This window comes from Streptomyces sp. NPDC017056, assembly GCF_044332485.1.
Lineage (GTDB): Bacteria > Actinomycetota > Actinomycetes > Streptomycetales > Streptomycetaceae > Streptomyces.
The window spans coordinates 24,009-46,273 of the sequence record NZ_JBIRPD010000021.1 but is presented as its reverse complement, the minus strand read 5'-3'; the positions used below and the strand labels follow the sequence as shown (position 1 = coordinate 46,273).

The 22,265-nt window shown below is 73.5% G+C and carries 19 protein-coding genes and 1 riboswitch; of the genes, 13 read left to right on the top strand and 6 right to left on the bottom strand.

The window, feature by feature from the left end:
* Nucleotides 1-17: 17 nt before the first annotated feature.
* From ACH4OW_RS31210 to ACH4OW_RS31200, 3 genes are all read left to right on the top strand, one after another.
* Nucleotides 18-1,382 (top strand): M16 family metallopeptidase, encoded by a 1,365-nt coding sequence (locus ACH4OW_RS31210; RefSeq protein ID WP_398031230.1) that lies wholly within the window; start codon nucleotides 18-20, stop codon nucleotides 1,380-1,382.
* A 213-nt stretch (nucleotides 1,383-1,595) separates the two neighbouring features.
* Nucleotides 1,596-1,751: riboswitch (cyclic di-AMP (ydaO/yuaA leader) on the top strand.
* 13 nt (nucleotides 1,752-1,764) lie between these two features.
* Nucleotides 1,765-2,562: a M23 family metallopeptidase gene (locus ACH4OW_RS31205; protein ID WP_398031135.1), complete on the top strand. Its 798-nt coding sequence runs from the start codon at nucleotides 1,765-1,767 to the stop codon at nucleotides 2,560-2,562.
* Nucleotides 2,563-2,781: 219 nt separating this feature from the next.
* The gene (locus ACH4OW_RS31200) at nucleotides 2,782-3,474 is read left to right on the top strand and encodes a GntR family transcriptional regulator (RefSeq protein ID WP_398031133.1); all 693 of its coding nucleotides are present in this window, start codon (nucleotides 2,782-2,784) and stop codon (nucleotides 3,472-3,474) included.
* Between the two features lie 253 nt (nucleotides 3,475-3,727).
* Here the strand turns inward: ACH4OW_RS31200 and ACH4OW_RS31195 are convergent, their stop codons facing one another.
* On the bottom strand, nucleotides 3,728-4,009 hold the full coding sequence (locus ACH4OW_RS31195; protein WP_030021209.1) for an HPr family phosphocarrier protein: 282 nt from the start codon (nucleotides 4,007-4,009) through the stop codon (nucleotides 3,728-3,730).
* A gap of 261 nt (nucleotides 4,010-4,270) precedes the next feature.
* Here ACH4OW_RS31195 and ACH4OW_RS31190 point away from each other — a divergent pair, with 261 nt between their 5' ends.
* From ACH4OW_RS31190 to ACH4OW_RS31175, 4 genes are all read left to right on the top strand, one after another.
* Nucleotides 4,271-7,159: a GNAT family N-acetyltransferase gene (locus ACH4OW_RS31190; RefSeq protein WP_398031131.1), complete on the top strand. Its 2,889-nt coding sequence runs from the start codon at nucleotides 4,271-4,273 to the stop codon at nucleotides 7,157-7,159.
* 36 nt (nucleotides 7,160-7,195) lie between these two features.
* Entirely contained in the window at nucleotides 7,196-7,783 is a 588-nt protein-coding gene (locus tag ACH4OW_RS31185; protein ID WP_003981824.1) for a DUF5998 family protein, read from the top strand.
* Nucleotides 7,783-8,982, top strand: a complete 1,200-nt coding sequence (locus ACH4OW_RS31180; protein WP_360133498.1) for a nucleotide pyrophosphatase/phosphodiesterase family protein — start codon at nucleotides 7,783-7,785, stop codon at nucleotides 8,980-8,982. The genes ACH4OW_RS31185 and ACH4OW_RS31180 overlap by 1 nt, the downstream gene beginning before the upstream one ends.
* Nucleotides 8,983-9,080: 98 nt before the next feature.
* Complete coding sequence (locus ACH4OW_RS31175; protein WP_360133501.1) at nucleotides 9,081-9,734, top strand: thymidine kinase; 654 nt, start codon at nucleotides 9,081-9,083, stop codon at nucleotides 9,732-9,734.
* Between the two features lie 70 nt (nucleotides 9,735-9,804).
* Here ACH4OW_RS31175 and ACH4OW_RS31170 read toward each other — a convergent pair whose 3' ends face one another.
* Nucleotides 9,805-10,581: a VOC family protein gene (locus tag ACH4OW_RS31170; protein ID WP_360133504.1), complete on the bottom strand. Its 777-nt coding sequence runs from the start codon at nucleotides 10,579-10,581 to the stop codon at nucleotides 9,805-9,807.
* 228 nt (nucleotides 10,582-10,809) lie between these two features.
* On the opposite strand from ACH4OW_RS31170, the gene ACH4OW_RS31165 reads away from it, so the two are divergent.
* Complete coding sequence (locus ACH4OW_RS31165; RefSeq protein ID WP_360133507.1) at nucleotides 10,810-11,646, top strand: sulfurtransferase; 837 nt, start codon at nucleotides 10,810-10,812, stop codon at nucleotides 11,644-11,646.
* 81 nt (nucleotides 11,647-11,727) lie between these two features.
* Here ACH4OW_RS31165 and sepH read toward each other — a convergent pair whose 3' ends face one another.
* On the bottom strand, nucleotides 11,728-12,786 hold the full coding sequence (sepH, locus tag ACH4OW_RS31160) for a septation protein SepH (protein ID WP_360133510.1): 1,059 nt from the start codon (nucleotides 12,784-12,786) through the stop codon (nucleotides 11,728-11,730).
* 497 nt (nucleotides 12,787-13,283) lie between these two features.
* Here sepH and ACH4OW_RS31155 point away from each other — a divergent pair, with 497 nt between their 5' ends.
* Entirely contained in the window at nucleotides 13,284-14,384 is a 1,101-nt protein-coding gene (locus ACH4OW_RS31155) for a hypothetical protein (RefSeq protein WP_398031130.1), read from the top strand.
* A gap of 331 nt (nucleotides 14,385-14,715) precedes the next feature.
* Here ACH4OW_RS31155 and ACH4OW_RS31150 read toward each other — a convergent pair whose 3' ends face one another.
* Together ACH4OW_RS31150 and ACH4OW_RS31145 are read right to left on the bottom strand one after the other, a co-directional pair.
* A complete protein-coding gene (locus ACH4OW_RS31150) occupies nucleotides 14,716-16,101 on the bottom strand; it encodes a D-arabinono-1,4-lactone oxidase (protein ID WP_398031128.1) in 1,386 nt (461 codons plus the stop codon).
* Nucleotides 15,995-17,302 carry an MFS transporter gene (locus tag ACH4OW_RS31145; RefSeq protein ID WP_360133519.1) on the bottom strand — a complete coding sequence of 436 codons (1,308 nt, stop codon included), beginning with the start codon at nucleotides 17,300-17,302 and terminating at the stop codon, nucleotides 15,995-15,997. The genes ACH4OW_RS31150 and ACH4OW_RS31145 overlap by 107 nt, the downstream gene beginning before the upstream one ends.
* 145 nt (nucleotides 17,303-17,447) lie before the next feature.
* Between ACH4OW_RS31145 and ACH4OW_RS31140 the strand changes: the two genes are divergently transcribed.
* Both ACH4OW_RS31140 and ACH4OW_RS31135 read left to right on the top strand, forming a co-directional pair.
* A complete protein-coding gene (locus ACH4OW_RS31140) occupies nucleotides 17,448-18,629 on the top strand; it encodes a ferrochelatase (RefSeq protein WP_398031126.1) in 1,182 nt (393 codons plus the stop codon).
* A gap of 89 nt (nucleotides 18,630-18,718) precedes the next feature.
* Complete coding sequence (locus ACH4OW_RS31135; RefSeq protein ID WP_398031124.1) at nucleotides 18,719-19,519, top strand: inositol monophosphatase family protein; 801 nt, start codon at nucleotides 18,719-18,721, stop codon at nucleotides 19,517-19,519.
* 96 nt (nucleotides 19,520-19,615) lie between these two features.
* Here the strand turns inward: ACH4OW_RS31135 and ACH4OW_RS31130 are convergent, their stop codons facing one another.
* The gene (locus ACH4OW_RS31130; RefSeq protein ID WP_360133527.1) at nucleotides 19,616-19,789 is read right to left on the bottom strand and encodes a hypothetical protein; all 174 of its coding nucleotides are present in this window, start codon (nucleotides 19,787-19,789) and stop codon (nucleotides 19,616-19,618) included.
* A 414-nt stretch (nucleotides 19,790-20,203) separates the two neighbouring features.
* On the opposite strand from ACH4OW_RS31130, the gene ACH4OW_RS31125 reads away from it, so the two are divergent.
* A complete protein-coding gene (locus ACH4OW_RS31125; RefSeq protein WP_360133530.1) occupies nucleotides 20,204-20,857 on the top strand; it encodes a response regulator transcription factor in 654 nt (217 codons plus the stop codon).
* 6 nt (nucleotides 20,858-20,863) lie between these two features.
* Nucleotides 20,864-22,117 (top strand): HAMP domain-containing sensor histidine kinase, encoded by a 1,254-nt coding sequence (locus ACH4OW_RS31120; protein ID WP_360133533.1) that lies wholly within the window; start codon nucleotides 20,864-20,866, stop codon nucleotides 22,115-22,117.
* Nucleotides 22,118-22,265: the final 148 nt, after the last annotated feature.

The following is a 22,265-nucleotide window of genomic DNA, read 5'->3' as shown; positions in this document are numbered from 1 at the left end:
ACGCCGTCAACAGCACGATGACCTTCCACCCGCAGCCGTCCGGCGGCGACCCCAAGCCGTGGGCCTTCCCGGCCCCCGAGCGCGGGGAGCTGCCCAACGGGCTGACGGTGCTGCGCAGCCACCGCCCCGGCCAGCAGGTCGTCGCGGTCGAGATCGACATCGTCGCGCCCCTGGAGGCCGAGCCGGCCGGCCTGGACGGCGTCGCCACGATCATGGCGCGTGCCCTGTCCGAGGGCACCGACAAGCACGACGCCGAGGAGTTCGCGGCCGAGCTGGAGCGCTGCGGCGCCACGCTCGACGCGCACGCCGACCACCCCGGCGTCCGCGTCTCCCTGGAGGTGCCGGCCTCCCGCCTGGAGAAGGCGCTCGGCCTGCTCGCCGACGCCCTGCGGGCCCCGGCCTTCCCCGACGGCGAGGTCGAGCGCCTGGTGGGCAACCGCCTCGACGAGATCCCGCACGAGCTGGCCAACCCGGCCCGGCGCGCGGCGATGGCCCTGTCCAAGGAGCTGTTCCCGGCCGACTCCCGGATGTCCCGGCCGCGCCAGGGCACCGAGGAGACCGTCTCCCGTATCGACGCGGCGGCCGTCCGCGCCTTCTACGAGGCCCATGTGCGCCCCGCGACGGCCACGGCCGTCGTCGTCGGCGACCTCACCGGCGTGGACCTGGACGCGGCCCTCGCCGACACCCTCGGCTCCTGGACGGGGTCGCCGGCGGAACCGGTCAAGGCCAGCCCGATCACCGCCGACGACACCGGCCGCGTCGTGATCGTCGACCGCCCCGGCGCCGTGCAGACCCAGCTGCTGATCGGCCGCATCGGCCCGGACCGGCACGACCGCGCCTGGCCCGCCCAGGTGGTCGGCACGTACTGCCTGGGCGGCACCCTCACCTCCCGCCTGGACCGGGTGCTGCGCGAGGAGAAGGGCTACACCTACGGGGTGCGCTCCTTCGGCCAGGTACTGCGCTCCTCCGCGGCGGGCGACGGCGCCGCGATGCTCGCCATCAGCGGCTCGGTGGACACCGCCTCCACCGGACCGGCGCTGGACGACCTGTGGAAGGTGCTGCGCACCCTCGCCGCCGAGGGCCTGACGGACGCCGAGCGCGACGTCGCCGTGCAGAACCTCGTCGGCGTGGCGCCGTTGAAGTACGAGACCGCCGCCGCCGTGGCGGGCACCCTCGCCGACCAGGTGGAGCAGCAGCTCCCGGACGACTTCCAGGCGCAGCTGTACGCGCGGCTGGCGCAGACCGGCACGGTCGAGGCGACCGCGGCGGTCGTCAGCGCCTTCCCGGCGGACCGGCTGGTGACGGTTCTGGTGGGTGACGCCTCCGAGATCGCGGAGCCGGTCAAGGCGCTCGGCATCGGCGAGGTGACGGTCGTCGGCTGACGGGCCGTGACCCCGGCGGGCTGACGGGCCTGTCACGAGGAGATCCAGTGGTGCGAGTGCCACTGGATCTTCTTTTTGTCCCAATTGCTGGGAGTGGTTGCCTGATGGCCGTGTGACGTACAGCACAAAACATCAGTTCTGTTTGCCGATTGAAAGTTGCCCCGATTAGCGTCGATGCGGCTGTCCGCCAGACCGACGCCGCAACCGCGGCACGGACAGTCATCGCCGAATCCCCGCACGGCGCGAGCCAAGGGGAACCGGGGACCCATGTCCCTTGGGGTGAATCGGGCGCCTTCCCGGAGGTGCCCGTAGGAGACCTTCCTGCTCCGAACCCGTCAGCTAACCCGGTAGGCGAGAAGGAAGGAAAGGACACAGCCAGCACATGGCGTTCACCCGTGCCACCGGGAAGCACCGTGGTCCGAGCCGCAGCGCGCGGACGACCCGTAACCTCGCCGGCATAGCCACGCTCGCCGCGTCCGGCGTCATCGCCTCCGTCGCCTCCCCGGCCCTCGCGGCCGGCAACCCCGACGAAGCGAACACCCACGACACCGGCTTCCACCAGGCCGTCGTCCTCGGTGACGAACTGGCCGAGCAGATCGAGGCGCAGGCCGACGCGCAGCAGGAGGCCGCCGACGCCGCCGCCGCGCAGGCCAAGGCCGAGGCCGAAGCCCGGCAGCAGGCCGCGGAGGCCAAGCGCAAGGCCGACGCCGAGGCGAAGAAGGAGCGCGAGGCCCAGGAGCGCGCCGCCCGCGAGGCGGAGCGCAAGCGCCTGCTGACGTACGTCGCGCCCCTCGACAGCTCCTACGTCTCCACCAGCTACAAGGCGTCCAGCGGCCTGTGGTCCTCCGGCAGCCACACCGGCATCGACTTCCACGCCTCCTCCGGCACCTCCGTCCACGCCGTGGGCTCGGGCACCGTCGTCGAGGCCGGCTGGGGCGGCGCGTACGGGAACAACGTCGTCATCAAGATGAACGACGGCACCTACACCCAGTACGGCCACCTGTCGTCGATCAACGTCTCGGTCGGCCAGACCGTCACCCCGGGCCAGCAGATCGCCCTGTCGGGCAACACCGGCAACACCACCGGCGCGCACCTGCACTTCGAGGCCCGCACCTCGGCGGAGTACGGCTCGGACATCGACCCGGTCGCCTACTTGCGCTCGCACGGCGTCAACGTCTGACGCGCCCGCTCTTCGTTCGGTGCCCCGGCCGCTGCGGCCGGGGCACCGGCGTTTTCGGGCCCGCCGCGATCTCCCCGCCCACCGCGTTCCTGGCCAAAAAATAACCATGAATTCGCCGGGGCCACAGGATAAAGCCGGCCCGTCGAATAGAGTCGCGGGAATGCCGCCGGCCGACGGCGGTGCGGACGTTTCCAGGGGATTACGGCGGAGGCACGGACGATGCGAGGCCACATTTCCGCGCATGCGGTGTGCACGGCGATCCGCGAAGACATCGTGACCGGCGTGCTGCCGCCGGGCAGCCGGCTGATCGAGGAACTGCTCGCCGGCCGTTACGGGGTCTCCCGCGTCCCCGTGCGCGAGGCGCTGCGGACGCTGGAGTCCGAGGGCTTCGTCACCATCAGGCACCACGCGGGCGCCTGCGTGGCCGCGCCCACCGAACGGGAGGCGGCCGACCTGCTGGACATCCGCGGCCTGCTGGAGCCACTGGGCGCCGCCCGCGCCGCCGCCCGCCGCACCGCCGCGCACCTCAAGGTGCTGCGCGGGGTGGTACGGCTGGGCCGCGAGCGCGCCCGGCAGGGGCAGCGCGCCGAGCTGCGCCAACTGGACGGCTGGTTCCACGAGACGCTCGCCCAGGCGTCGGGCAGCGCCAGCATGGCGGCGCTGCTCACCCAGCTGCGGCGCAAGATCGACTGGATGTACGCGGTCGAGGTCCCGGCGCGCGAGGACCGGTCGTGGGAAGAGCACGGGGCGGTGCTGGACGCGGTGGCCCGCGGGGACGGCGAGCGGGCGCGCACCCTGATGGCGGCGCACATCGAGCGCTCGCGCCCGGCGTACCGGCTGCGCCGGCCGGCCGCCGCGCCGGCCGTGAGGGAACCGAAACATTCCGTAAACACGATGCGCGCCGGGAATTAACAAGGCCGCCGTATACAAGCGGTACAGGGTATTGCCGGGAATTGCGCAGAGCCGGACTCGTGCGGATCGGACGTGTGCCGACCGGAATACGGGGCGGTCGCGTTACGGGTTCTTCGGCCGGTGCTGCAATTGCGTATTCGCCGTACCGTAAACGGGCGCCGGTCAGTCGTGCGCGCAAGAAAAACGACCCCGCCCGGCACCGGAAATCCGGCTACCGCGGCGGGGTCGCGCGCGCTGTGACCCGTGAAAGGGTTCAGACGGTCTCCGGGAGCTCCTCAAGGCCCTCGGCGACCAGCTTGGCGAGGCGGTCGAGCGCGGCGTCGGCGCCCTCGGCGTCGGAGGCCAGCACGATCTCCTCGCCGCCCTGGGCGCCCAGGCCCAGCACGGCCAGCATGGAGGCCGCGTTGACCGGGTTGCCGTCGGCCTTGGCGATCGTCACGGGAACCCCGGCGGCGGTGGCCGCACGGACGAAGATCGAGGCGGGGCGGGCGTGCAGACCCTCGGCCCAACCGACATTGACGCGGCGCTCAGCCATGGTGTTGCCCTTCAAGTCGTCGAAGTTGTCTAGACCAGTGTCTCATGGTGCCGGGAGTGCTCCGGCAGGCCGCGGCGGCGCACGCCGCGGGCCGTCGGCACGCTACCGGCAGGTCACGGACGCGCGGCCGGACCGTCCGCCATCCGGGATCCGTCACCCGGGGCCGCCATCCGGGCCCCGCCGGTCCGTCCCAGCCTGCCCCGGCCCGTACGGCCACGCATGCCGAGCCGGTTGTCGGTGGCGGGTCGTACGCTGTCCCCCATGCAAAGCCCGTCGGACAGCGTCTACCCGGCCCACTGGGAAGCCGATGTCGTGCTGCGCGACGGCGGCACCGCGCGCATCCGCCCCATCGCCCCCGACGACGCGCAGCGCCTGATCTCGTTCTACGAACAGGTGTCGGACGAGTCGAAGTACTACCGCTTCTTCGCGCCCTACCCGCGCCTGTCCGACCGCGACGTGCACCGCTTCACCCACCACGACTACGTCGACCGGGTCGGCCTGGCGGCCACCGTGGGCGGCGAGTTCATCGCCACCGTCCGCTACGACCGCATCGACGAGCGCGGCCGCCCCGCCAAGGAGTCCGGCGCCGACCAGGCCGAGGTCGCCTTCCTGGTCCAGGACGCCCACCAGGGCCGCGGCGTGGCCTCCGCGCTGCTGGAGCACATCGCCGCGGTCGCCCGCGAGCGCGGCATCCGCCGGTTCGCCGCCGAGGTGCTGCCCGCCAACACCAAGATGATCAAGGTCTTCACGGACGCCGGGTACACCCAGCAGCGCACCTTCGAAGACGGCGTGGTGCGCCTGGAGTTCGACCTGGAGCCCACCGAGCAGTCCATGGCCGTGATGCGCGGCCGTGAGCAGCGCGCCGAGGCCCGCTCCGTGCAGCGCCTGCTCGCGCCCGGCTCGGTGGCCGTCGTCGGCACCGGCCGCGCCCCCGGCGGCGTCGGCCGCTCCGTCCTGCGCAACCTCATCGGCTCCGGCTACGCGGGCCGCGTCTACGCGGTCAACCACGCCTTCCCCGAGGGCGGCGCCCCCCTCGCCCCCGAGGGCGTGCCCGGCCACCGCTCGGTGTCCGAGATCCCCGAGCCCGTCGACCTCGCCGTGGTCGCCGTGCCCGCAGCCCAGGTGCCCGGCGTGGTCCGCGACTGCGGCGAGCACGGCGTCCGCGGCCTGGTGGTCCTCTCCTCCGGGTACGCCGAGTCCGGCACCGAGGGCCGCGAGCGGCAGCGCGCCCTGCTGCGGCAGGCCCGCTCGTACGGCATGCGCCTCATCGGGCCGAACGCGTTCGGTCTGATCAACACCGCGCCGGCCGTCCGCCTGAACGCCTCGCTCGCCCCGCAGCTGCCCGGCGCCGGGCGCATCGGCCTGTTCACGCAGTCGGGGGCGATCGGCATCGCGCTGCTCAGCGGCCTGCACCGGCGCGGCCCCGGCGACGGCTCGATCGCCGGCATCTCCACCTTCCTGTCGGCCGGCAACCGCGCCGACCTCTCCGGCAACGACCTGCTCCAGTACTGGTACGACGACCCGGCCACCGACGTCGCGATCCTCTACCTGGAGTCGATCGGCGACCCGCGCAAGTTCATGCGCCTCGCCCGCCGTACGGCCGCCGTCAAGCCCGTGGTCGTCGCCAAGGGCGCCCGCCACACCGGCACCGCGCCCCTCGGCCACACCGTGCCCACCGTCCGCATCCCCGACAGCACGGTCTCGGCGCTGATGCGCCAGGCCGGCGTGATCCGCGTCGACACGGTCACGGAGCTGGCCGACGCCGGGCTGCTGCTCGCCTCCCAGCCGCTGCCCCACGGGCCGCGCGTCGCCATCCTCGGCAATTCCGAGGCGCTCGCCCTGCTGACGTACGACGCCTGCCTCACCGAAGGGCTGCGGCCGCTGCGGCCGCACGTCCTGGCCGCCGCGGCCACCCCGGAGGACTTCCGTACGGCCCTGTCCGCAGCTTTGGCCAACGGGCTCTGCGACGCCGTCGTCGTCACCGCCATCCCGTGGGTGGGGGAGGAGGGCGTGGCCTCGCCCGGCGAGGGCGCCGACCTCGCCGCTGCGCTGCGCGAGGCCGCCTCGGCCGCGGCCCCCGCGAAGCCGGTCACCGTCGTGCACCTGGCCATGGACGCCCTCGCCGACGCGCTGGCGGCCCCGCCGCCGGCCGCCCGCGCTCCGGAGGACCGCCCGGCTCCCGGCGGCGCCGCCGAAGCTCCGCTGGGCCCCGCGACGGCCCCCTCCGACACGCCCGGCGCCACCACGGCCCCCGGCGCCCCGCCCGTCCCCCTGATACCGGTCTACCCCGCCGCCGAGCGCGCCGTCCGGTCCCTCGCCCAGGCCGCCTGGTACGCCAAATGGCGCCGGGACGCCGCCGACCCCGGCCGGGTGCCCGAGTACGAGGACATCCAGGAGGCCGCCGCCGGCGCCGACATCGACCGGCTGCTCGACGAGCTGGCCCGGCACGCCGACGTCACCCGCTCCGTCCCCCTGCACCCCGACGACGCCCACGCCCTCCTGGCCCGCTACGGCATCCCCGTCCGCCCCGCCCTCGCCGCACCCGACCCGGACACCGCCGTACGCGCCGCGGCCCGCCTGGGCTACCCGGTCGCCCTGAAGACCACGGCGCCGCACCTGCGGCACCGCCCCGACCTCGGCGGAGTCCGCCTCGACCTGCCCGGCGAGCCGGAGCTGCGCCGCGCCTACGCCGAGCTGACCGACTTCCTCGGCAAGCCGGAGGAGCTGCGCCCGGTCGTCCAGCCGATGGTGCCGCGCGGCGTCGACACGGTCATCCGCGCCGCCATCGACCCGGCCGCCGGCGCCGTGCTGTCCTTCGGCCTGGCCGGCGCCCCCTCGCAGCTCCTCGGCGACACCGCGCACCGCCTCATCCCCGCCACCGACCGCGACGTCGCCGAGCAGGTACGGTCCATCCGCACCGCCCCGCTGCTGTTCGGCTGGCGCGGCAGCCAGCCGGTGGACACCGCCGCCCTGGAGGACCTGCTGCTGCGGGTGTCCCGGCTGGTCGACGACCACCCCGAGGTCGTCGGCGTGGACCTGGAGCCGGTCGTCGTCGCCCCGCACGGCCTCGCCGTCCTGGACGCCACGGTCCGCCTGGCCCGCCCGCCGGCCACCACCGACCTCGGCCCCCGCCGACTGCCCGCCTACTGAGACTCCCCGGCCGGTGCGCCCCGTAAGATGGGCCGCATGGCTAAGACCGGTACGACGACCCAAGGGCTGCGCGCGGCGATCGAGCGCAGCGGCTATTACCCGGCCCTGGTGGCCGAGGCGGTGCAGGCCGCGGTCGGCGGCGAGCCGGTGGTGTCGTACTTGGTCCACCAGGAGACGACCTTCGACGCCAACGAGGTCCGCCGCCACGTCACGGTCCTGGTCCTGACGGGCACCCGCTTCATCGTCAGCCACACCGACGAGCAGTCCGCCGACGACACGTCCCCCTCGCCGTACGCGACGACCTCCACCGAGTCCGTGAAGCTCGGCCGGATCTCGTCCGTCGTGCTCAGCCGGGTGGTGGCCAACCCCGAGTCGTACACCCCGGGCCGGCTGCCCCGCGAGGTCGTGCTGACCATCGGCTGGGGCGCCGTCGCCCGCCTGGACCTGGAGCCCGCCACCTGCGGCGACCCCAACTGCGAGGCGGACCACGGCTACACCGGCTCCTCGACCGCCGACGACCTGTCGCTGCGCGTCAGCGAGGCCGGTGACGGCCCGGACACCGTGCGGCAGACCCTCGCCTTCGCCCAGGCCCTGTCCGAAGCCACCGCGGCCACCACCCGCTGATGGCGCACGCCGTCCCCGCCTGGCCGGAACCGGAACCCCTCGACCTGGCCGGCGCGCCGGTGCCCGCGTACGGCACCGGCTCGCTCGCCGACCTGCTGCCCGCCGTCACCGCCGGCCAGGGGCTGACCCTGCCCGGTGCCGGGGGCCCCGGCATGGATCTGGAGCCCGCCGACCGCGTCTGCGTCTTCCTCATCGACGGGCTCGGCTGGCAGCTGCTGCGCGAGCACCCGGACGAGGCCCCGTTCCTGACGTCCCTTCTGGACAGCTCGTTCAACCGCACCGGCCGCCCGATCACCGCCGGCTTCCCGGCCACCACCGCCGCCTCGCTGGCCTCGGTCGGTACAGGTCAGCCGCCGGGCGCCCACGGCCTGGCCGGCTACACCTGCCTGAACCCGGACACCGGCGAGCTGATGAACCAGCTGCGCTGGTACCCGTGGACCGACCCGTACGCCTGGCAGCCGTACCCGACCGTCTTCCGGCAGGCGCACGCCGCCGGCATCCACACCTGCCAGGTCTCCTCGCCGAACTTCGAGCGCACCCCGCTCACCGAGATCGCGCTGAGCGGCGGCACCTTCCACGGCCGGCTCTCCGGCGAGGAGCGCATGGACCTGGCCGCCGAGCAGCTCGGCGCCGCCGACCGCTCGCTGGTCTACACGTACTACGCCGAGGTGGACGGCGCCGGGCACCGCTACGGCACCGACTCCGACGCCTGGCGCGGCCAGCTGATGTACGTCGACCGCCTCGCCCAGCGGCTCGCCGAGCAACTGCCGCCGCGCTCCGCCCTGTACGTCACCGCCGACCACGGCATGATCGACATCCCCTTCGGCCCGGAGTCCCGCATCGACTTCGACGAGGACTGGGAACTGCGCGCCGGCGTACGCCTGCTGGGCGGCGAGGGACGGGCGCGGCACGTGTACGCCCACCCCGGCGCGGCCGGTGACGTGCTGGCGGTATGGCGCGAGGTGGTCGGGGAACACATGTGGGTGGCGGGCCGCGACGAGGCCATCGCCGCCGGGTGGTTCGGCCCCCGGGTCGACGACCGGGTACGGGCCCGTATCGGTGACGTCGTCGCCGCCGCACACGCCGACATGGTGATCGTGGCGAGCGAGACCGAGCCGCGCGAGTCCGCGATGGTCGGCATGCACGGTTCGATGACCCCGGCCGAACAGCTCGTCCCGCTCCTCGAAGTCCGCACCTGACCCCGACCCGCCCCGCCCGTCCGGTGAGCGCACCCCACCGCGCGCGCTCCCACCCGTACCCCCACTGCCGTACGAGCCCGAAAGGCCCGCCTTCTGCCATGCCCGAGCTGGTGTTCTTCTCCGGAACGATGGACTGCGGAAAGAGCACCCTCGCTCTGCAGATCGAGCACAACCGCTCGGCCCGCGGCCTACAGGGAATGATCTACACGCGGGACGACCGGGCGGGCCGCGGCAAGCTCTCCTCCCGCCTCGGCCTGGTCACCGAGTCCGTCGAGGTCACCGACGAGACCGACTTCTACGCCCACATCGTCGGCGAACTCAGCTCCGGCGGCCGGGTCGACTACGTCATCGCCGACGAGGCGCAGTTCCTCGCCCCCGGCCAGATCGACCAGCTCGCGCGCGTCGTCGACGACCTGGAGCTGGACGTCTTCGCCTTCGGCATCAGCACCGACTTCCGCAGCAAGCTCTTCCCCGGCTCGCAGCGCCTGGTCGAACTGGCCGACCGCATAGAGGTCCTCCAGGTCGAGGCCCTGTGCTGGTGCGGCGCGCGCGCCACGCACAACGCCCGCACGCTGGACGGCCAGATGGTCGTCGAGGGCGCGCAGGTCGTCATCGGAGACGTGCACAGCGCTCCGGCCGAGGTCGGCTACGAGGTGCTCTGCCGACGCCACCACCGACGCCGCCAGACCTCCGCCTCCGCCCACGCGGCGGCGCTCTCCCCGGACGTACTGCCGGTGGACGCCGCCAGGTAGCGCGAGGAAGCGGCCGGAAGGGCGCGCCGCGGCACGCGGCAGCGGAACGCCCTCCCCGCCGGCCGGTTTCTCAGCCCTGCTGCTGGATCACGGCGAACACGGCTCCTTCGGGGTCGGCCACGGTCGCCACCCGCCCGTACGCGGAGTCCCGGGCCGCCTGTACCTCCTGCCCGCCCAGCTTCGCCACCTGCCGCACCACGGCGTCGGTGTCCGCGACGGCGAAGTACGTCATCCAGTGCGGCCCCAGCTCACGCGGCAGCGCGTCCCCCACACCGCGGACGCCCGCCACCGGCCGCCCCTTCAGATGCAGCGTCAGGTAGTCGAAGCCGGCCGAGACCTCCGACTCGGTCTCGTAGCCGAACACCGCCTCGTAGAACGTCCCGATGCCGAGCGTCTCCCGGGTCACCAGCTCGTTCCACACGGGCGTGCCGGGCACCCCGACCAGCGCCGAGCCCACCATCTCCTTGCCCTGCCACAGTCCGAAGACCGCGCCCTGCGGGTCGGAGGCGATCGCCATCCGCCCCGCCTCGTCCGCGTCCAGCGGGCCCACCGCGACGGTGCCCCCGCAGCAGCGGATCTGCTCGGCGGCCGCGTCCGCGTCGTCACTGGCGAGGTACGTGGTCCAGGCGACGCGCAGGTGATGGTCGGGCGCCAGTTCCCCGATCCCGGCCACCTCCCGCCCCTGGAGATACGCCCGTACGTACGGACCGAAGTGCTGCGGTCCCGGTTTGAACTCCCAGCCGAACAGCGCGCTGTAGAACTGCTCTGTCGCGGCCAGGTCGTGCACCATGAGACTCACCCAGCAAGGCGCGCCGGGCGTCCGCCGAGTCGTTGCCTCGGTCGTCATCGTCACTCTCTCCTCGGACCATCGGGGTGGTGGCCGTGCGGGGACCCGGCGCGAGTGCGCCGTCCCGTGCAGATGCTCGCACCCCCTCATCCGCTGCGCGCCCCGGCCGCGCCGTCTTCGGCGCGTTCCTGTGGGAGGATGCCCGATTTGATGTTTCGCATCCGTTTCGGCGGTGTTGCCTTTGCGCCGCCTTCAACGCGCGGCCGGTCCTGCGCAAGGATGGCCCCCATGAATCACCTCATCACCGCATCCGCCTTGGCGGGCGAACTGGCCGCCGCCACACCGCCGGTCGTCCTCGACGTCCGCTACCGGGTCGGCGGCCCGCCGGGGCGGCCCGAGTACGAGGCCGGGCACGTACCCGGCGCGGTCTACGTGGACATGGACGCCGAACTGGCCGCCCCCGCCGGTCCAGCCGGCCGCCATCCGCTTCCCGACTTCGACGCCTTCGCCGCGACCATGCGCCGGGCCGGGGTGTCGGCGGACCGCGCGGTGGTCGTGTACGACGGCGGCCAAGGGTGGTCGGCGGCGCGCGCCTGGTGGCTGCTGCGGTACACGGGCCACTCCTCGGTACGCGTCCTCGACGGCGGCCTGGCCGCCTGGACCGCGTCCGGCGGCGCGCTGAGCACCGACGTGCCGGCGCCCGAGCCCGGCGACTTCACGGCCGAGCCCGGTGCGCTGCCCCTCCTGGGGGCGGACGAGGCGGCGGCGCTGGCCCGGCGCGGCGTCCTCCTGGACGCGCGGGCCGGTGAGCGCTACCGCGGCGAGGTGGAGCCCATCGACCGCGTGGCGGGGCACATTCCGGGCGCGCTGTCCGCGCCGACGACGGAGAACCTGGCGGCGGACGGGACGTACCGGGAGCCCGCGGAGCTGGCCGAACGTTTCGCCGCCCTGGGAGCCACCCCGGACGCCGAGGTGGGCGTCTACTGCGGTTCGGGTGTCTCGGCCGCCCAAGAGGTGCTGGCACTCGCCGTGGCAGGCGTTCCTGCGGCGCTGTACGTCGGTTCCTGGAGCGAGTGGTCGGCCGATCCGGAGCGTCCGGTGGCCACCGGGCCCCAGGCGGGCTGAGGCGGCCCGTAGCCGTGTCCGGCGGGCCGTCCGCCACGGGCGGGCCCGCCGGGCAGCGGCGCCGCACCCTCCGGTTTCCGGCTACTCCGGTTTCTTGCGCCGCGTCCCGAAGACGATCTCGTCCCAGCTCGGCACGGCGGCCCGCCGTCCCGGCCGTACGCCGTCGGCCTCGGCCTGCCGGTCGGTGGTCCCGGTGAGCCGGTCCCGGTGGCCCGCCACCGCGCGTGGCATGAGCACGTCGGCGTAGGCCGAGCCGGCGCCCGCGCTCGCCGCCGGGGCGGCCGGCTCCTCCAGCTCCTCGTCCTCGGCGGACTCCTCCTGCGCGGGCGCCTTCGCCGTATCGGGAACGATCATGTCGCCCCGGAAGCTGGGCACCGCCTCCAGAAGGCTGGTCAGCGAGTCGCGCTCGCGCTCCCCCGAGGACTCCTCGGCCCGCGCCTGCTCGTCCTCCTCGCCGCCCTGGCCCGAGCGGTCCGGGGCGGTCTGGCGGTCCAGGGCGCGGTCCAGCGGCCTGTCGCGCGGCAGCCGCGCGATGCGCGGCACGAACGGGAAGCTCGGCTCCGGGGTGTCGTCGGTCTCGCCGATCAGCGCCCGCGCCTCGTCGTCGACGGCCTGGACGAGCCGCCGCGGCGGGTCGTAGGTCCAGCTCGCCGAGTGCGGCTCGGCCGCGACGCGGTAGACCAGCAGGACTTCCCAGGTGCCGTCGTCGCGCCGCCAGGAGTCCCACTGCACGGAGTCCTTGTCGGCGCCGCGCAGCAGCAGCCGCTCCGCGACGGCCTCGCCGAGCTGGGGGCCGGTGTTCTCCCCGGGGCGGCGCACGGGCGTCTTACGGGCCCGCTCGGCCATGAAGGCGCGCTCGGCGAGCACCGGGCCCTCGAAGCGGCGCACCCGGTCGACCGGGATGCCGGCGAGCTGGGCGACCTCTTCGGCGGAGGCACCTGCTCTTATACGCGCCTGGATGTCCCGCGGCCGCAGGTGGCTCTCGACCTCGATCTCGATCTGGCCGAGCCGCGCGCGGTCATTGCGGACCGCGGCGCGCAGCCGTTCGTCGATCGGAAGCGTGTACTCGGTGCTGTCCGCAGCTTTGAGCACCAGCCGTGTGCCGTCGTTGGAGACGGCCACGACACGCAGTTCGGGCATGGGGACCTCCCGGGTGGTGCCTGCCGACGTCACGTGCGTCGCTGCTTCCGCTAGTCGAGTGTGGCCTGCCCGGGTGCAGCCTGCCACAACATTGCCGAGTTACCCGGCGTGTCGCGGCTTGGCCCGCAAACGCCGTTATGACACGGTTACCTGTTCGCAACGCTCAGTGACCATGTCCTGTTCCTGCTCCCAGTCACCCGTGCCCGGTGGCGGCACCCGGGGGTGAGTGCCACCTGCCGGCCCCTTCCCGTGTATCCGGGCAGCCGGACGGGATTCCGGGGCCAGGGCTCGCCACAGTACTCCATTCGGGCCACTGAGGTGGACCGCCGCGCCGCTCAAGTTCTCGCGGGCCAAGGGAGTTGGGTCGCCTTGTCGATCTCTCTACACCGCGTGACGGGTGGCGAGGTTCACAGAATCCGCAGATTCGGAACTACCGGCTTCGCCCATAGGTCACTTGTCCGTGCAAGATGGATCGAAGGGGCGATCAAAGGCTGGAGATGGACAACAAAAGCGATACCGACACCGAAAAGAAGGAGAAACGGCTCGACCTGAGCGTTCCTCAGGTGGCGGGCAGTGCCCTGGCGGCAGCCGTCGCCGCGTTTCTCGCCGGACAGCTCGGCGTGTACGGGACCATCATCGGCGCGGGTGTGGTGAGCGTCGTGGCCACGACCGGTGGCTCGATCTTCCAGCACCTCTTCCGGCGTACCGGCGAGCAGCTCAAGGAGGCGGCCACGGTCGGCACCCGGCCGAAGCCGCGCCGCTCCCGGGCCTCCCGCGGACCGCAGCGGGGCGGCACCGGCATGGTGCTGCCCACCTTCGACCGGCAGGGCGCGGAGGACGAGATCACCTCCGTGGCGGCCAAGGGCGAGGCGCCGGACGGCACGGACCGCACGCAGCTGCTGCCGCAGGCGGACGAGACGCAGGTGCTCGGCCGGGCCGGCGCGGGCGGCGGCCCGGCCGACAAGACGCAGCTGGTGCCGCGGCTGGACGACCGGACCATGGCGTTCGGGCAGGCCCGGCCGGGCCACCCGGCGGCCGGCGCGACCGCCGTGCCGGCCGGGGCCGAGGAGGTCAGCACGGCCACGTACGGCACCCGGCTGCGCGGCTGGAAGCGGCCCGCGCTCGGCGCCCTGGCGATCTTCGTCCTGTCGCTGGGCGCGGTGACCTGCGTCGAGCTGGTGAACGGGCACGACGCGTCGGGCAACGAGGGCACCTCGGTGACCAACGTCTTCCGGAGCGGCGGGCACAAGTCCGAGGACCGGACGCCGCCCGCCACCGACACGCCGTCCCCCGGGACCTCGCACGGCAACGGCTCCTCCGGCGGCACCCCGACGCCGGGCCCGAGCGGCTCCACCGGCACCGGCGGCGACCGCACCAGCGGCGGTACGGACGGCCGGCCGACGCCGAATCCGAGCCCGGACGCGAGCAAGAGCGGCAAGCCCACGCCGCCGCCGAGCCCGAAGCCGAACCCGTCGAAGTCCGGTGGCGGCGACGGGGGCGGCAGCGGCAAGGGCGGTGACGACTCCAAGGGCGGCTCCGGCGGGCAGAACGAGCAGCAGCCCGGCGGTCAGCAGGTGCCGGACCCGAAATCCTCTTGAGCCGCAGGGCGGAAATGCCCGCCCCGCGCGGGACCGAATACCGTCCCGCGCGGGGCGTAATCCCGCCCGGCGCGGGAGGCGGAATCCCCTCGCGCGCGGCAATCGCGTTCCGTACGGGGACGCAATTCCCGTCCGGCGCGACGAACCGATTCCCTTTGCGCGGAAGAACGGTCACCGCACCCGCACACGGGCGGTGACCGAACGGGCCCGGGCCCGGCCGGACCGGCGCGCCGCGGGCCCGTGGACCGCCCGGCCCCGTTCATCCGTCCGGGACGTTAGGCCGGCTGGGTACCTCAGCCCTCCGGGCGGTTCCCGCGGGACCGGGTACCGGTCATTCGCCCAGCACACGCCGGAGATAGGCGTTGGCGAACAGGCGCTGCGGGTCCAGCCGGTCGCGCAGCGCGGTGAACTCCCCGAACCGGGGGTACACGCCCGCCAGGTACGCGGCGTCCCGGCCGTGCAGCTTCCCCCAGTGCGGCCGTCCGCCGTGCGCCGTCATGATCCGCTCGGCCGCGGAGAAGTACGCCCGGTACGGCGTCCCCCGGTACATGTGCACGGCGATGTAGGCGGTGTCCCGCCCGGAGGCGGTGGACAGCGGTATGTCGTCCGCCGGCGCGGTCCGCACCTCCACCGGGAAGGCCACCCGGAAGTCCGAGCGCTCCACCAGCGCCCGCAGCTCGCGCAGCGCCTCCACGACGGCGGCCCGCGGCAGCGCGTACTCCATCTCCACGAAGCGCACCCGGCGCGGGCTGGTGAAGACCTTGTAGGGGATGTCGGTGTACGTACGGGCCGACAGCGCGCGGCTGGAGAACCTGGCGATGCCCGGTACGGCGGCGGGCACCGCCCGGCCCACGGAGCAGGCGACCTGGAAGAGCCCGTTGGAGAGCAGTTCGTCCTCGACCCAGCCGCTGATCCGGCCGGGCGGGGCGGCGGGGCCCTGGCTGCGGTTGTTGCGCTTGGTGCTGCAGTTACCGGTGTGCGGGAACCAGTAGAACTCGAAGTGCTCGTTCTCCGCGACGAGCTGCTCGAATTCGGCCGTCACCTGCGCGAACGACATCGGCTCCTCGCGGGCCGACAGCCAGAACTGCGGCTCCACGGCGAAGGTCACCGACGTCATCACCCCCAGCGCGCCCAGCCCCACCCGCCCCGCCGCGAAGATCTCCGGGTTCTCCGACGCCGAGCAGGTACGCACCGAGCCGTCCGCGGTGACCAGTTCGAATCCGGTGACCTGGGCGGCGACGGACGCCGAGTCGCGGCCGGTGCCGTGCGTACCGGTGCTCACCGCGCCGGAGACGGTCTGCTCCATGACGTCGCCCATGTTGGCCAGCGACAGGCCGTGCGAGGCGAGGACCTGGTTGAGGTGCCTGAGCGTGGTGCCGGCGGCCGCGGTCACCGTGCCGGCGGCCCGGTCCACCTCCCGTATGCCGGTCAGGCGGTCGGGGCGTATGAGGAGGCCGTCGGTGGCGGCGGCCGCGGTGAAGGAATGGCCGGTTCCGACCGCCTTGACCGGCAGCCCGTCGTCCGCCGCCGCGCGGACCGCGGCGGCCAGCTCCTCGGCGGAGGCCGGCGCGACGCTCCGCGCCGGGCGTACGGCGACGTTGCCCGCCCAGTTACGCCAGGCGGGCCGGGGACTGGTCCCCCGCACCGCCCGTACCGTCCTGGCCACCGCTCCCGCGGTCGTCCTGGTCCTGCCGGCCGTCCTGTGTGCCTCGGTCATCCGCGCCCGTCCCCTCCCGCTGCGCCGCCGGCCGCAGCCGGCGGTATCCGAGGAACGCCACCGCCGCCGCGAGCGCCCCCGCGACGGCCGGCACCAGGTAGCCGCGGCCGGCCCCGGCCGCGTCCACCACCCAGCCGGCGGCCGACGAGCCGAGCGCCACTCCGACCGCGAGCCCGGTGCTGGTCCAGGTCATGCCCTCGGTCAGGTTCGCGCGCGGTACGTGCTGCTCGACGAGGGCCATCGTGGTCACCATCGTCGGCGCGATGGCCAGGCCCGCGAAGAAGAGCGCCACGGCCAAGAACGGAAGGTTCCCGACCAGTTGGAGCGGGATCATACTCACGGCCATCGCACACACGCCCACCACCCAGCGGCGGGCGGCCGGCCCCTTGAAGTGCAGCATGCCGAAGACCACGCCGGCCAGGCACGAGCCGAGCGCGTAGGTCGCCAACACCAGGCTGGCGGCACCCTGGTGGCCCTCCTCCTCGGCGAACGCCAGCGTCACCACGTCGATCGCGCCGAAGATCGCTCCGGTGGCCACGAACGTCAGCACCAGCACCTGGAGGCCGGGCGAGCGCATCGCCGAGCCCTTGGCGTGGTGTTCGCGCGGATGCGGCTCCGGCTCGGTCGCGCGCTGCGCCGTCAGCCAGAAGACGCCGACGACCAGGAACGCCGTCGCGAGCAGCGGGCCCGCCTCGGGGAACCAGGAGGTCGACAGGCCGATGGAGAGGATCGGCCCGACGATGAAACACGCCTCGTCGACTATCGACTCCCAGGAGTACGCGGCGTGCAGCAGGCGCGGTGAGCTGTGGACGGCGGCCCAGCGCGCCCTGACCATCGCGCCGACGCTCGGCACGCAGCCCGAGCAGGCGGTGAAGAAGAACAGCGTCCAGTCCGGCCAGTCCTGCTGGGCGCTGACCAGCAGGCCCGCCATGGCCGCCGCCGAGACGAGGGTGACCGGGCGCAGCACGCGGCGCTGGCCGTGCCGGTCCACCAGCCGGGAGACCTGCGGGCTGAGCACCGCGGAGGCCATCGCGACGGTCGCCGCCAGCGCCCCCGCGAGGCCGTAGCGGCCGGTGATCAGGGAGACCATCGTGACGATGCCGATGCTGGTCATCGACAGCGTCATACGGCCGAGGAAGCCGGCGGCGGTGAACGACTTGGTTCCGGGGGTGTCGAAGAGCGCGCGGTAGGGGCTTGGCAAAAGGAACTCCGCCGGTGAAAGGCCGATGGCCGGTGGTTCCGGAGATCGGGTAAGGCATGTCGGTGGCCGACACAGCTTACGCGCGCGTACCGCGTGGCCGCCTCCGGTTTTCCGGCTGTCAGTCGCTGGTGGCAGGATCGAAGCCATGCCCGAACAGTGCGATCCGCCCCTTCCGTCCGCCGGGGGGACCCCCGGTCCCTACGACGCCCTGCTGCTGCTGTCCTTCGGAGGCCCCGAAGGCCCGGACGACGTCGTTCCCTTCCTGGAGAACGTCACACGCGGCCGGGGCATCCCCCGAGAGCGGCTGAAGGAGGTCGGGCAGCACTACTTCCTGTTCGACGGCGTCAGCCCGATCAACGCGCAGAACCGGGAGCTGCTGGCCGCCCTGCGCGAGGACTTCGCCGCCAACGGCCTCGACCTGCCCGTCTACTGGGGCAACCGCAACTGGGCGCCCTACCTGGTCGACACGCTGCGCGAGATGGTCCGCGACGGCCACCGCCGCATCGCCGTCCTGGCCACCAGCGCCTACGCCTCGTACTCCGGCTGCCGCCAGTACCGGGAGAACCTGGCCGACGCGCTGGCCACCCTCCAGGCCGACGGCCTGCCGGTGCCGCGGGTGGACAAGCTCCGCCACTACTTCAACCACCCCGGCTTCGTCCGCCCCATGGTCGACGGCGTGCTCGCCTCGCTCGCCGAGCTGCCCGAGGACGTGCGCGCCGGCGCGCACATCGCCTTCACCACCCACTCCATCCCGACCGCCGCGGCCGACACCTCCGGCACCCCGGAGGACCACACCGGGAACGGCGAGGGCGGCGCGTACGTGGCCCAGCACCTGGACGTGGCCCGGGTGATCGCGGCCGCGGTCCGCGAGGAGACCGGCGTCGACCACCCGTGGCGGCTGGTCTACCAGTCCCGCAGCGGCGCCCCGCACATCCCGTGGCTGGAGCCGGACATCTGCGACCACCTCGAAGAGGTGCACCGCGCGGGCGTCCCCGCGGTCGTCATGGCCCCCATCGGCTTCGTCTCCGACCACATGGAGGTCAAGTACGACCTCGACACCGAAGCCGCCGCCAAGGCCGCCGAGCTGGGCCTGCCCGTCGCCCGCTCCGCCACCGTCGGCGCCGACCCGCGCTTCGCCGCGGCCGTCCGCGACCTCGTCCTGGAGCGCGCCGCCGCCGAGCGGGGCCGCGCACCGGAGCGCTGCGCCCTCGGTGGGCTGGGCCCGAGCCACGACCTGTGCCCGGTCGGCTGCTGCCCGGCCCGCGCTCCGCGCCCGGCCGCCGCAGGCGCGGACTGGACGGGCCCGGTGGCGGAAGTCCAGGGGTAGCCACAGCCGACGCGCACCGAGATCACCGACGGCGGCGCCACGCCGCCCCGCCCGGCCGCCACGACCGGCCCGTACGAGCAAGGAGCACCGTGTCCGACCCGCTGCAGGACGAACTACTCGAACTGGCACTGGAAGCCGCCCGCCGCGCGGGTGACCTGCTGCGCGACGGCCGCCCCGCCGACCTGGGCGTCGCCGCGACGAAGACCAGCCCGATCGACGTCGTCACCGAGATGGACATCGCCAGCGAGAAGCTGATCACCGGCTTCCTCGCCGAGCAGCGTCCCGCCGACGGCTTCCTGGGGGAGGAGGGCGTCAGCGTCACGGGCAGCAGCGGGGTGCGCTGGGTCATCGACCCGGTGGACGGCACGGTCAACTACCTCTACGGGCTGCCCTCCTGGGCCGTGTCCATCGCCGCCGAGAAGGACGGCGAGGCGGTGGCCGGCGTCGTGGCGGCGCCGATGCGCGGCGAGACGTGCCACGCGGTCCTGGGCGGCGGCGCGTACTGCAACGGGGAGCCGGTGCGCTGCCGCCCCGCGCCGCCGCTGTCCCAGGCCCTGATCGGCACCGGCTTCGCCTACCTCAGCGAGCGCCGCGCCGCCCAGGCCGAGGTGCTGCGCAGCCTGGTGCCGCAGGTCCGCGACATCCGGCGGGGCGGCTCGGCCGCCATCGACCTGTGCGACGTGGCCTGCGGCCGGCTGGACGGCTACTACGAGCGCGGGCTGAACCCGTGGGACGTGGCGGCCGGTGCCCTGATCGCCCGCGAGTCCGGCGCGCTCACCGGCGGCCGCCCCGGCGAACCGGCGTCGAACGAGCTGACCGTGGCCGCGTCCCCCGAGGTGTTCGCCGTGCTCCAGCCGATGCTGGAGGACCTGGGCGCCTGGCACGACTGAGCGCCCGGGCCCCGGCCCGGGGCCGGTACGGAGCGCGACAGCGCCCCGGTCCCTTCGGGGACCGGGGCGCTGCCGTCGGTTGCGGCCGGGAGATGGTCAGGCGCTGGCTGCGGTGACCTGGACGCCGTGCTCGGAAGCAAGGCGCTGGAGGTCCTCCAGCTCGGCCTGTTCCACCTCGACGAGGAAGTCGTCGCCCGACTCGCGGGCCCGGTCCAGGTCGGCTTCGGTGCTTCGTATGCGCTGCAGAATGCCTGCGGTGAACGCGTCCATGGTGCGCCCCCTCGTCGTGGGTCGGTGGCACGGGGGTGTGCCGACGGGCGGGACGATCACGGCGTGGTCCCTGTCGGTGGATCAGGGCGCGGCATGGCGCCGTACAGGGCGTGATCGCGGGTGTGCAGTCGTCCTCCCCAACGGTCACCTCAGGGAAACCTCAAGCGGCCCGGTAATCCTGCGAATCGGCCGGGGGAGGCCCTTCCGGGGGCGCAAAGAGCGCGGGGACAGGGCCGGCCGGCCCCCGGCGGCCCCGTTTCCGGCCCCGTGACCGGCCGAAACCGGCCCGCCGGCCGCCCCCGCGCCTCCGTGGGCCCCCCTTACTGCCGGTTTACAGCTGTTCGGGGCAGGATGGAGGGGCTCCGAGTTTGTGGTGCCCCGGTACGACCAGGGCCGTGAGGAAGGACTAGCGACGTGCGTGTACTCGTCGTCGAGGACGAGCAGCTGCTCGCCGATGCGGTGGCCACCGGGCTGCGCCGGGAGGCCATGGCCGTCGACGTGGTGTACGACGGCGCCGCCGCCCTGGAACGCATCGAGATCAACGACTACGACGTGGTGGTCCTGGACCGGGACCTCCCGCTCGTGCACGGCGACGACGTCTGCCGCAAGATCGTCGAGCTGGGCATGCCCACCCGCGTGCTGATGCTCACCGCGTCCGGCGACGTCAGCGACCGCGTGGAGGGCCTGGAGATCGGCGCGGACGACTACCTCCCCAAGCCCTTCGCCTTCTCCGAGCTGACCGCCCGGGTAAGGGCGCTGGGACGCCGTACGACGGTCGCCCTGCCGCCCGTGCTGGAGCGGGCCGGCATCAAGCTGGACCCGAACCGCCGCGAGGTCTTCCGCGACGGCAAGGAGGTCCAGCTCGCGCCGAAGGAGTTCGCGGTGCTGGAGGTCCTGATGCGCAGCGAGGGCACGGTCGTCTCGGCCGAGCAGCTGCTGGAGAAGGCCTGGGACGAGAACACCGACCCGTTCACGAACGTCGTCCGGGTCACCGTCATGACCCTGCGCCGGAAACTCGGCGAACCCGCGGTGATCGTCACGGTGCCGGGCTCGGGCTACCGGATCTGATCGTCGATGCCGGCTTCGTCCAAGGCGTCCACCCCGCCGCCCGCCACTCCGCCCATGCCCACCTGGGACCCCAAACCGGCCAACGTACGGCCCTTCCCCTGGCTCCGCCCGACCATCCGGATACGGCTCACGCTGCTCTACGGCGGCATGTTCCTGATGGCCGGCATCGTGCTGCTCACGATCATCTACATGCTGGCCGCCAACGCCCTGCAGGAAGGCAGCGAGCTGCCCGTCAAGATCCTCCGGGGCAACTTCACGGCCACCAGCAACGTCTGCAACCTGCCCACCGACACCTCCGGGGAGATCTTCACCCAGGCGATCCAGACCTGCCTCCAGCACCAGCGCGCCCAGGCCCTGAACACCCTGCTCAACCGCTCTCTCCTGGCGTTGCTGGGGCTGACGGTGGTGGCGTTCGCCTTCGGGTACGCGATGGCCGGGCGGGTGCTGTCGCCGCTGGGCCGCATCACCCGTACCGCCCAGCGGGTCGCCGGTTCGGACCTGCACCGGCGGATCGAGCTGGGCGGCCCGGACGACGAGCTCAAGGAGCTGGCGGACACCTTCGACGAGATGCTGGACCGGCTGGACCGGGCCTTCGAGTCGCAGCGCCGCTTCGTGGCCAACGCCTCGCACGAGCTGCGCACGCCGTTGGCGATCAACCGGACGCTGCTGGAGGTGCAGCTCGCCGATCCGGACGCGTCGCCGGAGCTGGCGCAGCTGGGCAAGACGCTGCTGGCGACCAACGAGCGCAGTGAGCAGCTGGTGGAGGGCTTGCTGCTGCTGGCCCGCAGCGAGAACAAGATCGTGGACAAGAAGCCGGTGGACCTGGCGGAGGTGGCCTCGCAGGCCCTCGACCAGGCGCGCGCGGAGGCGCAGGCCAAGGGCGTGGAGATCCGGGGCGTACGGCAGCAGGCGTTCGTACAGGGCAACGGCGTCCTGCTGGAGCGCATCGCGCTGAACCTGGTGCAGAACGCGGTGCGCTACAACATTGCGCAAGAGGGCTGGGTGGAGGTGACCACTGAGCCACAGCAGGGGTGTGCGGTGCTGGTGGTCTCCAACACCGGTCCGGCCGTTCCCGCCTACGAGGTGGAGAACCTCTTCGAGCCCTTCCGGCGGCTGCGTACCGAGCGCACCGGCAGCGACAAGGGCGTGGGCCTGGGCCTGTCCATCGTGCGCTCCGTGGTGCGCGCCCACGACGGCAGCATCACCGCCACGCCCCGCGAGGGCGGCGGCCTGGTCATGCGCGTCGTCCTGCCGCTGTGAGACCGGGGCGCCAGGGTTCCTGGCGCCCCGCCGGCTGTCCTTTTTGACCCGAGACCCCACTTCTTGGCACTCTTGGTCGCCCTCCGCACGTCGGCCCCCCGGGCTTGACGGGATGCCGGGCGGCCATGGATCCTTCGCCGAGTTCGCT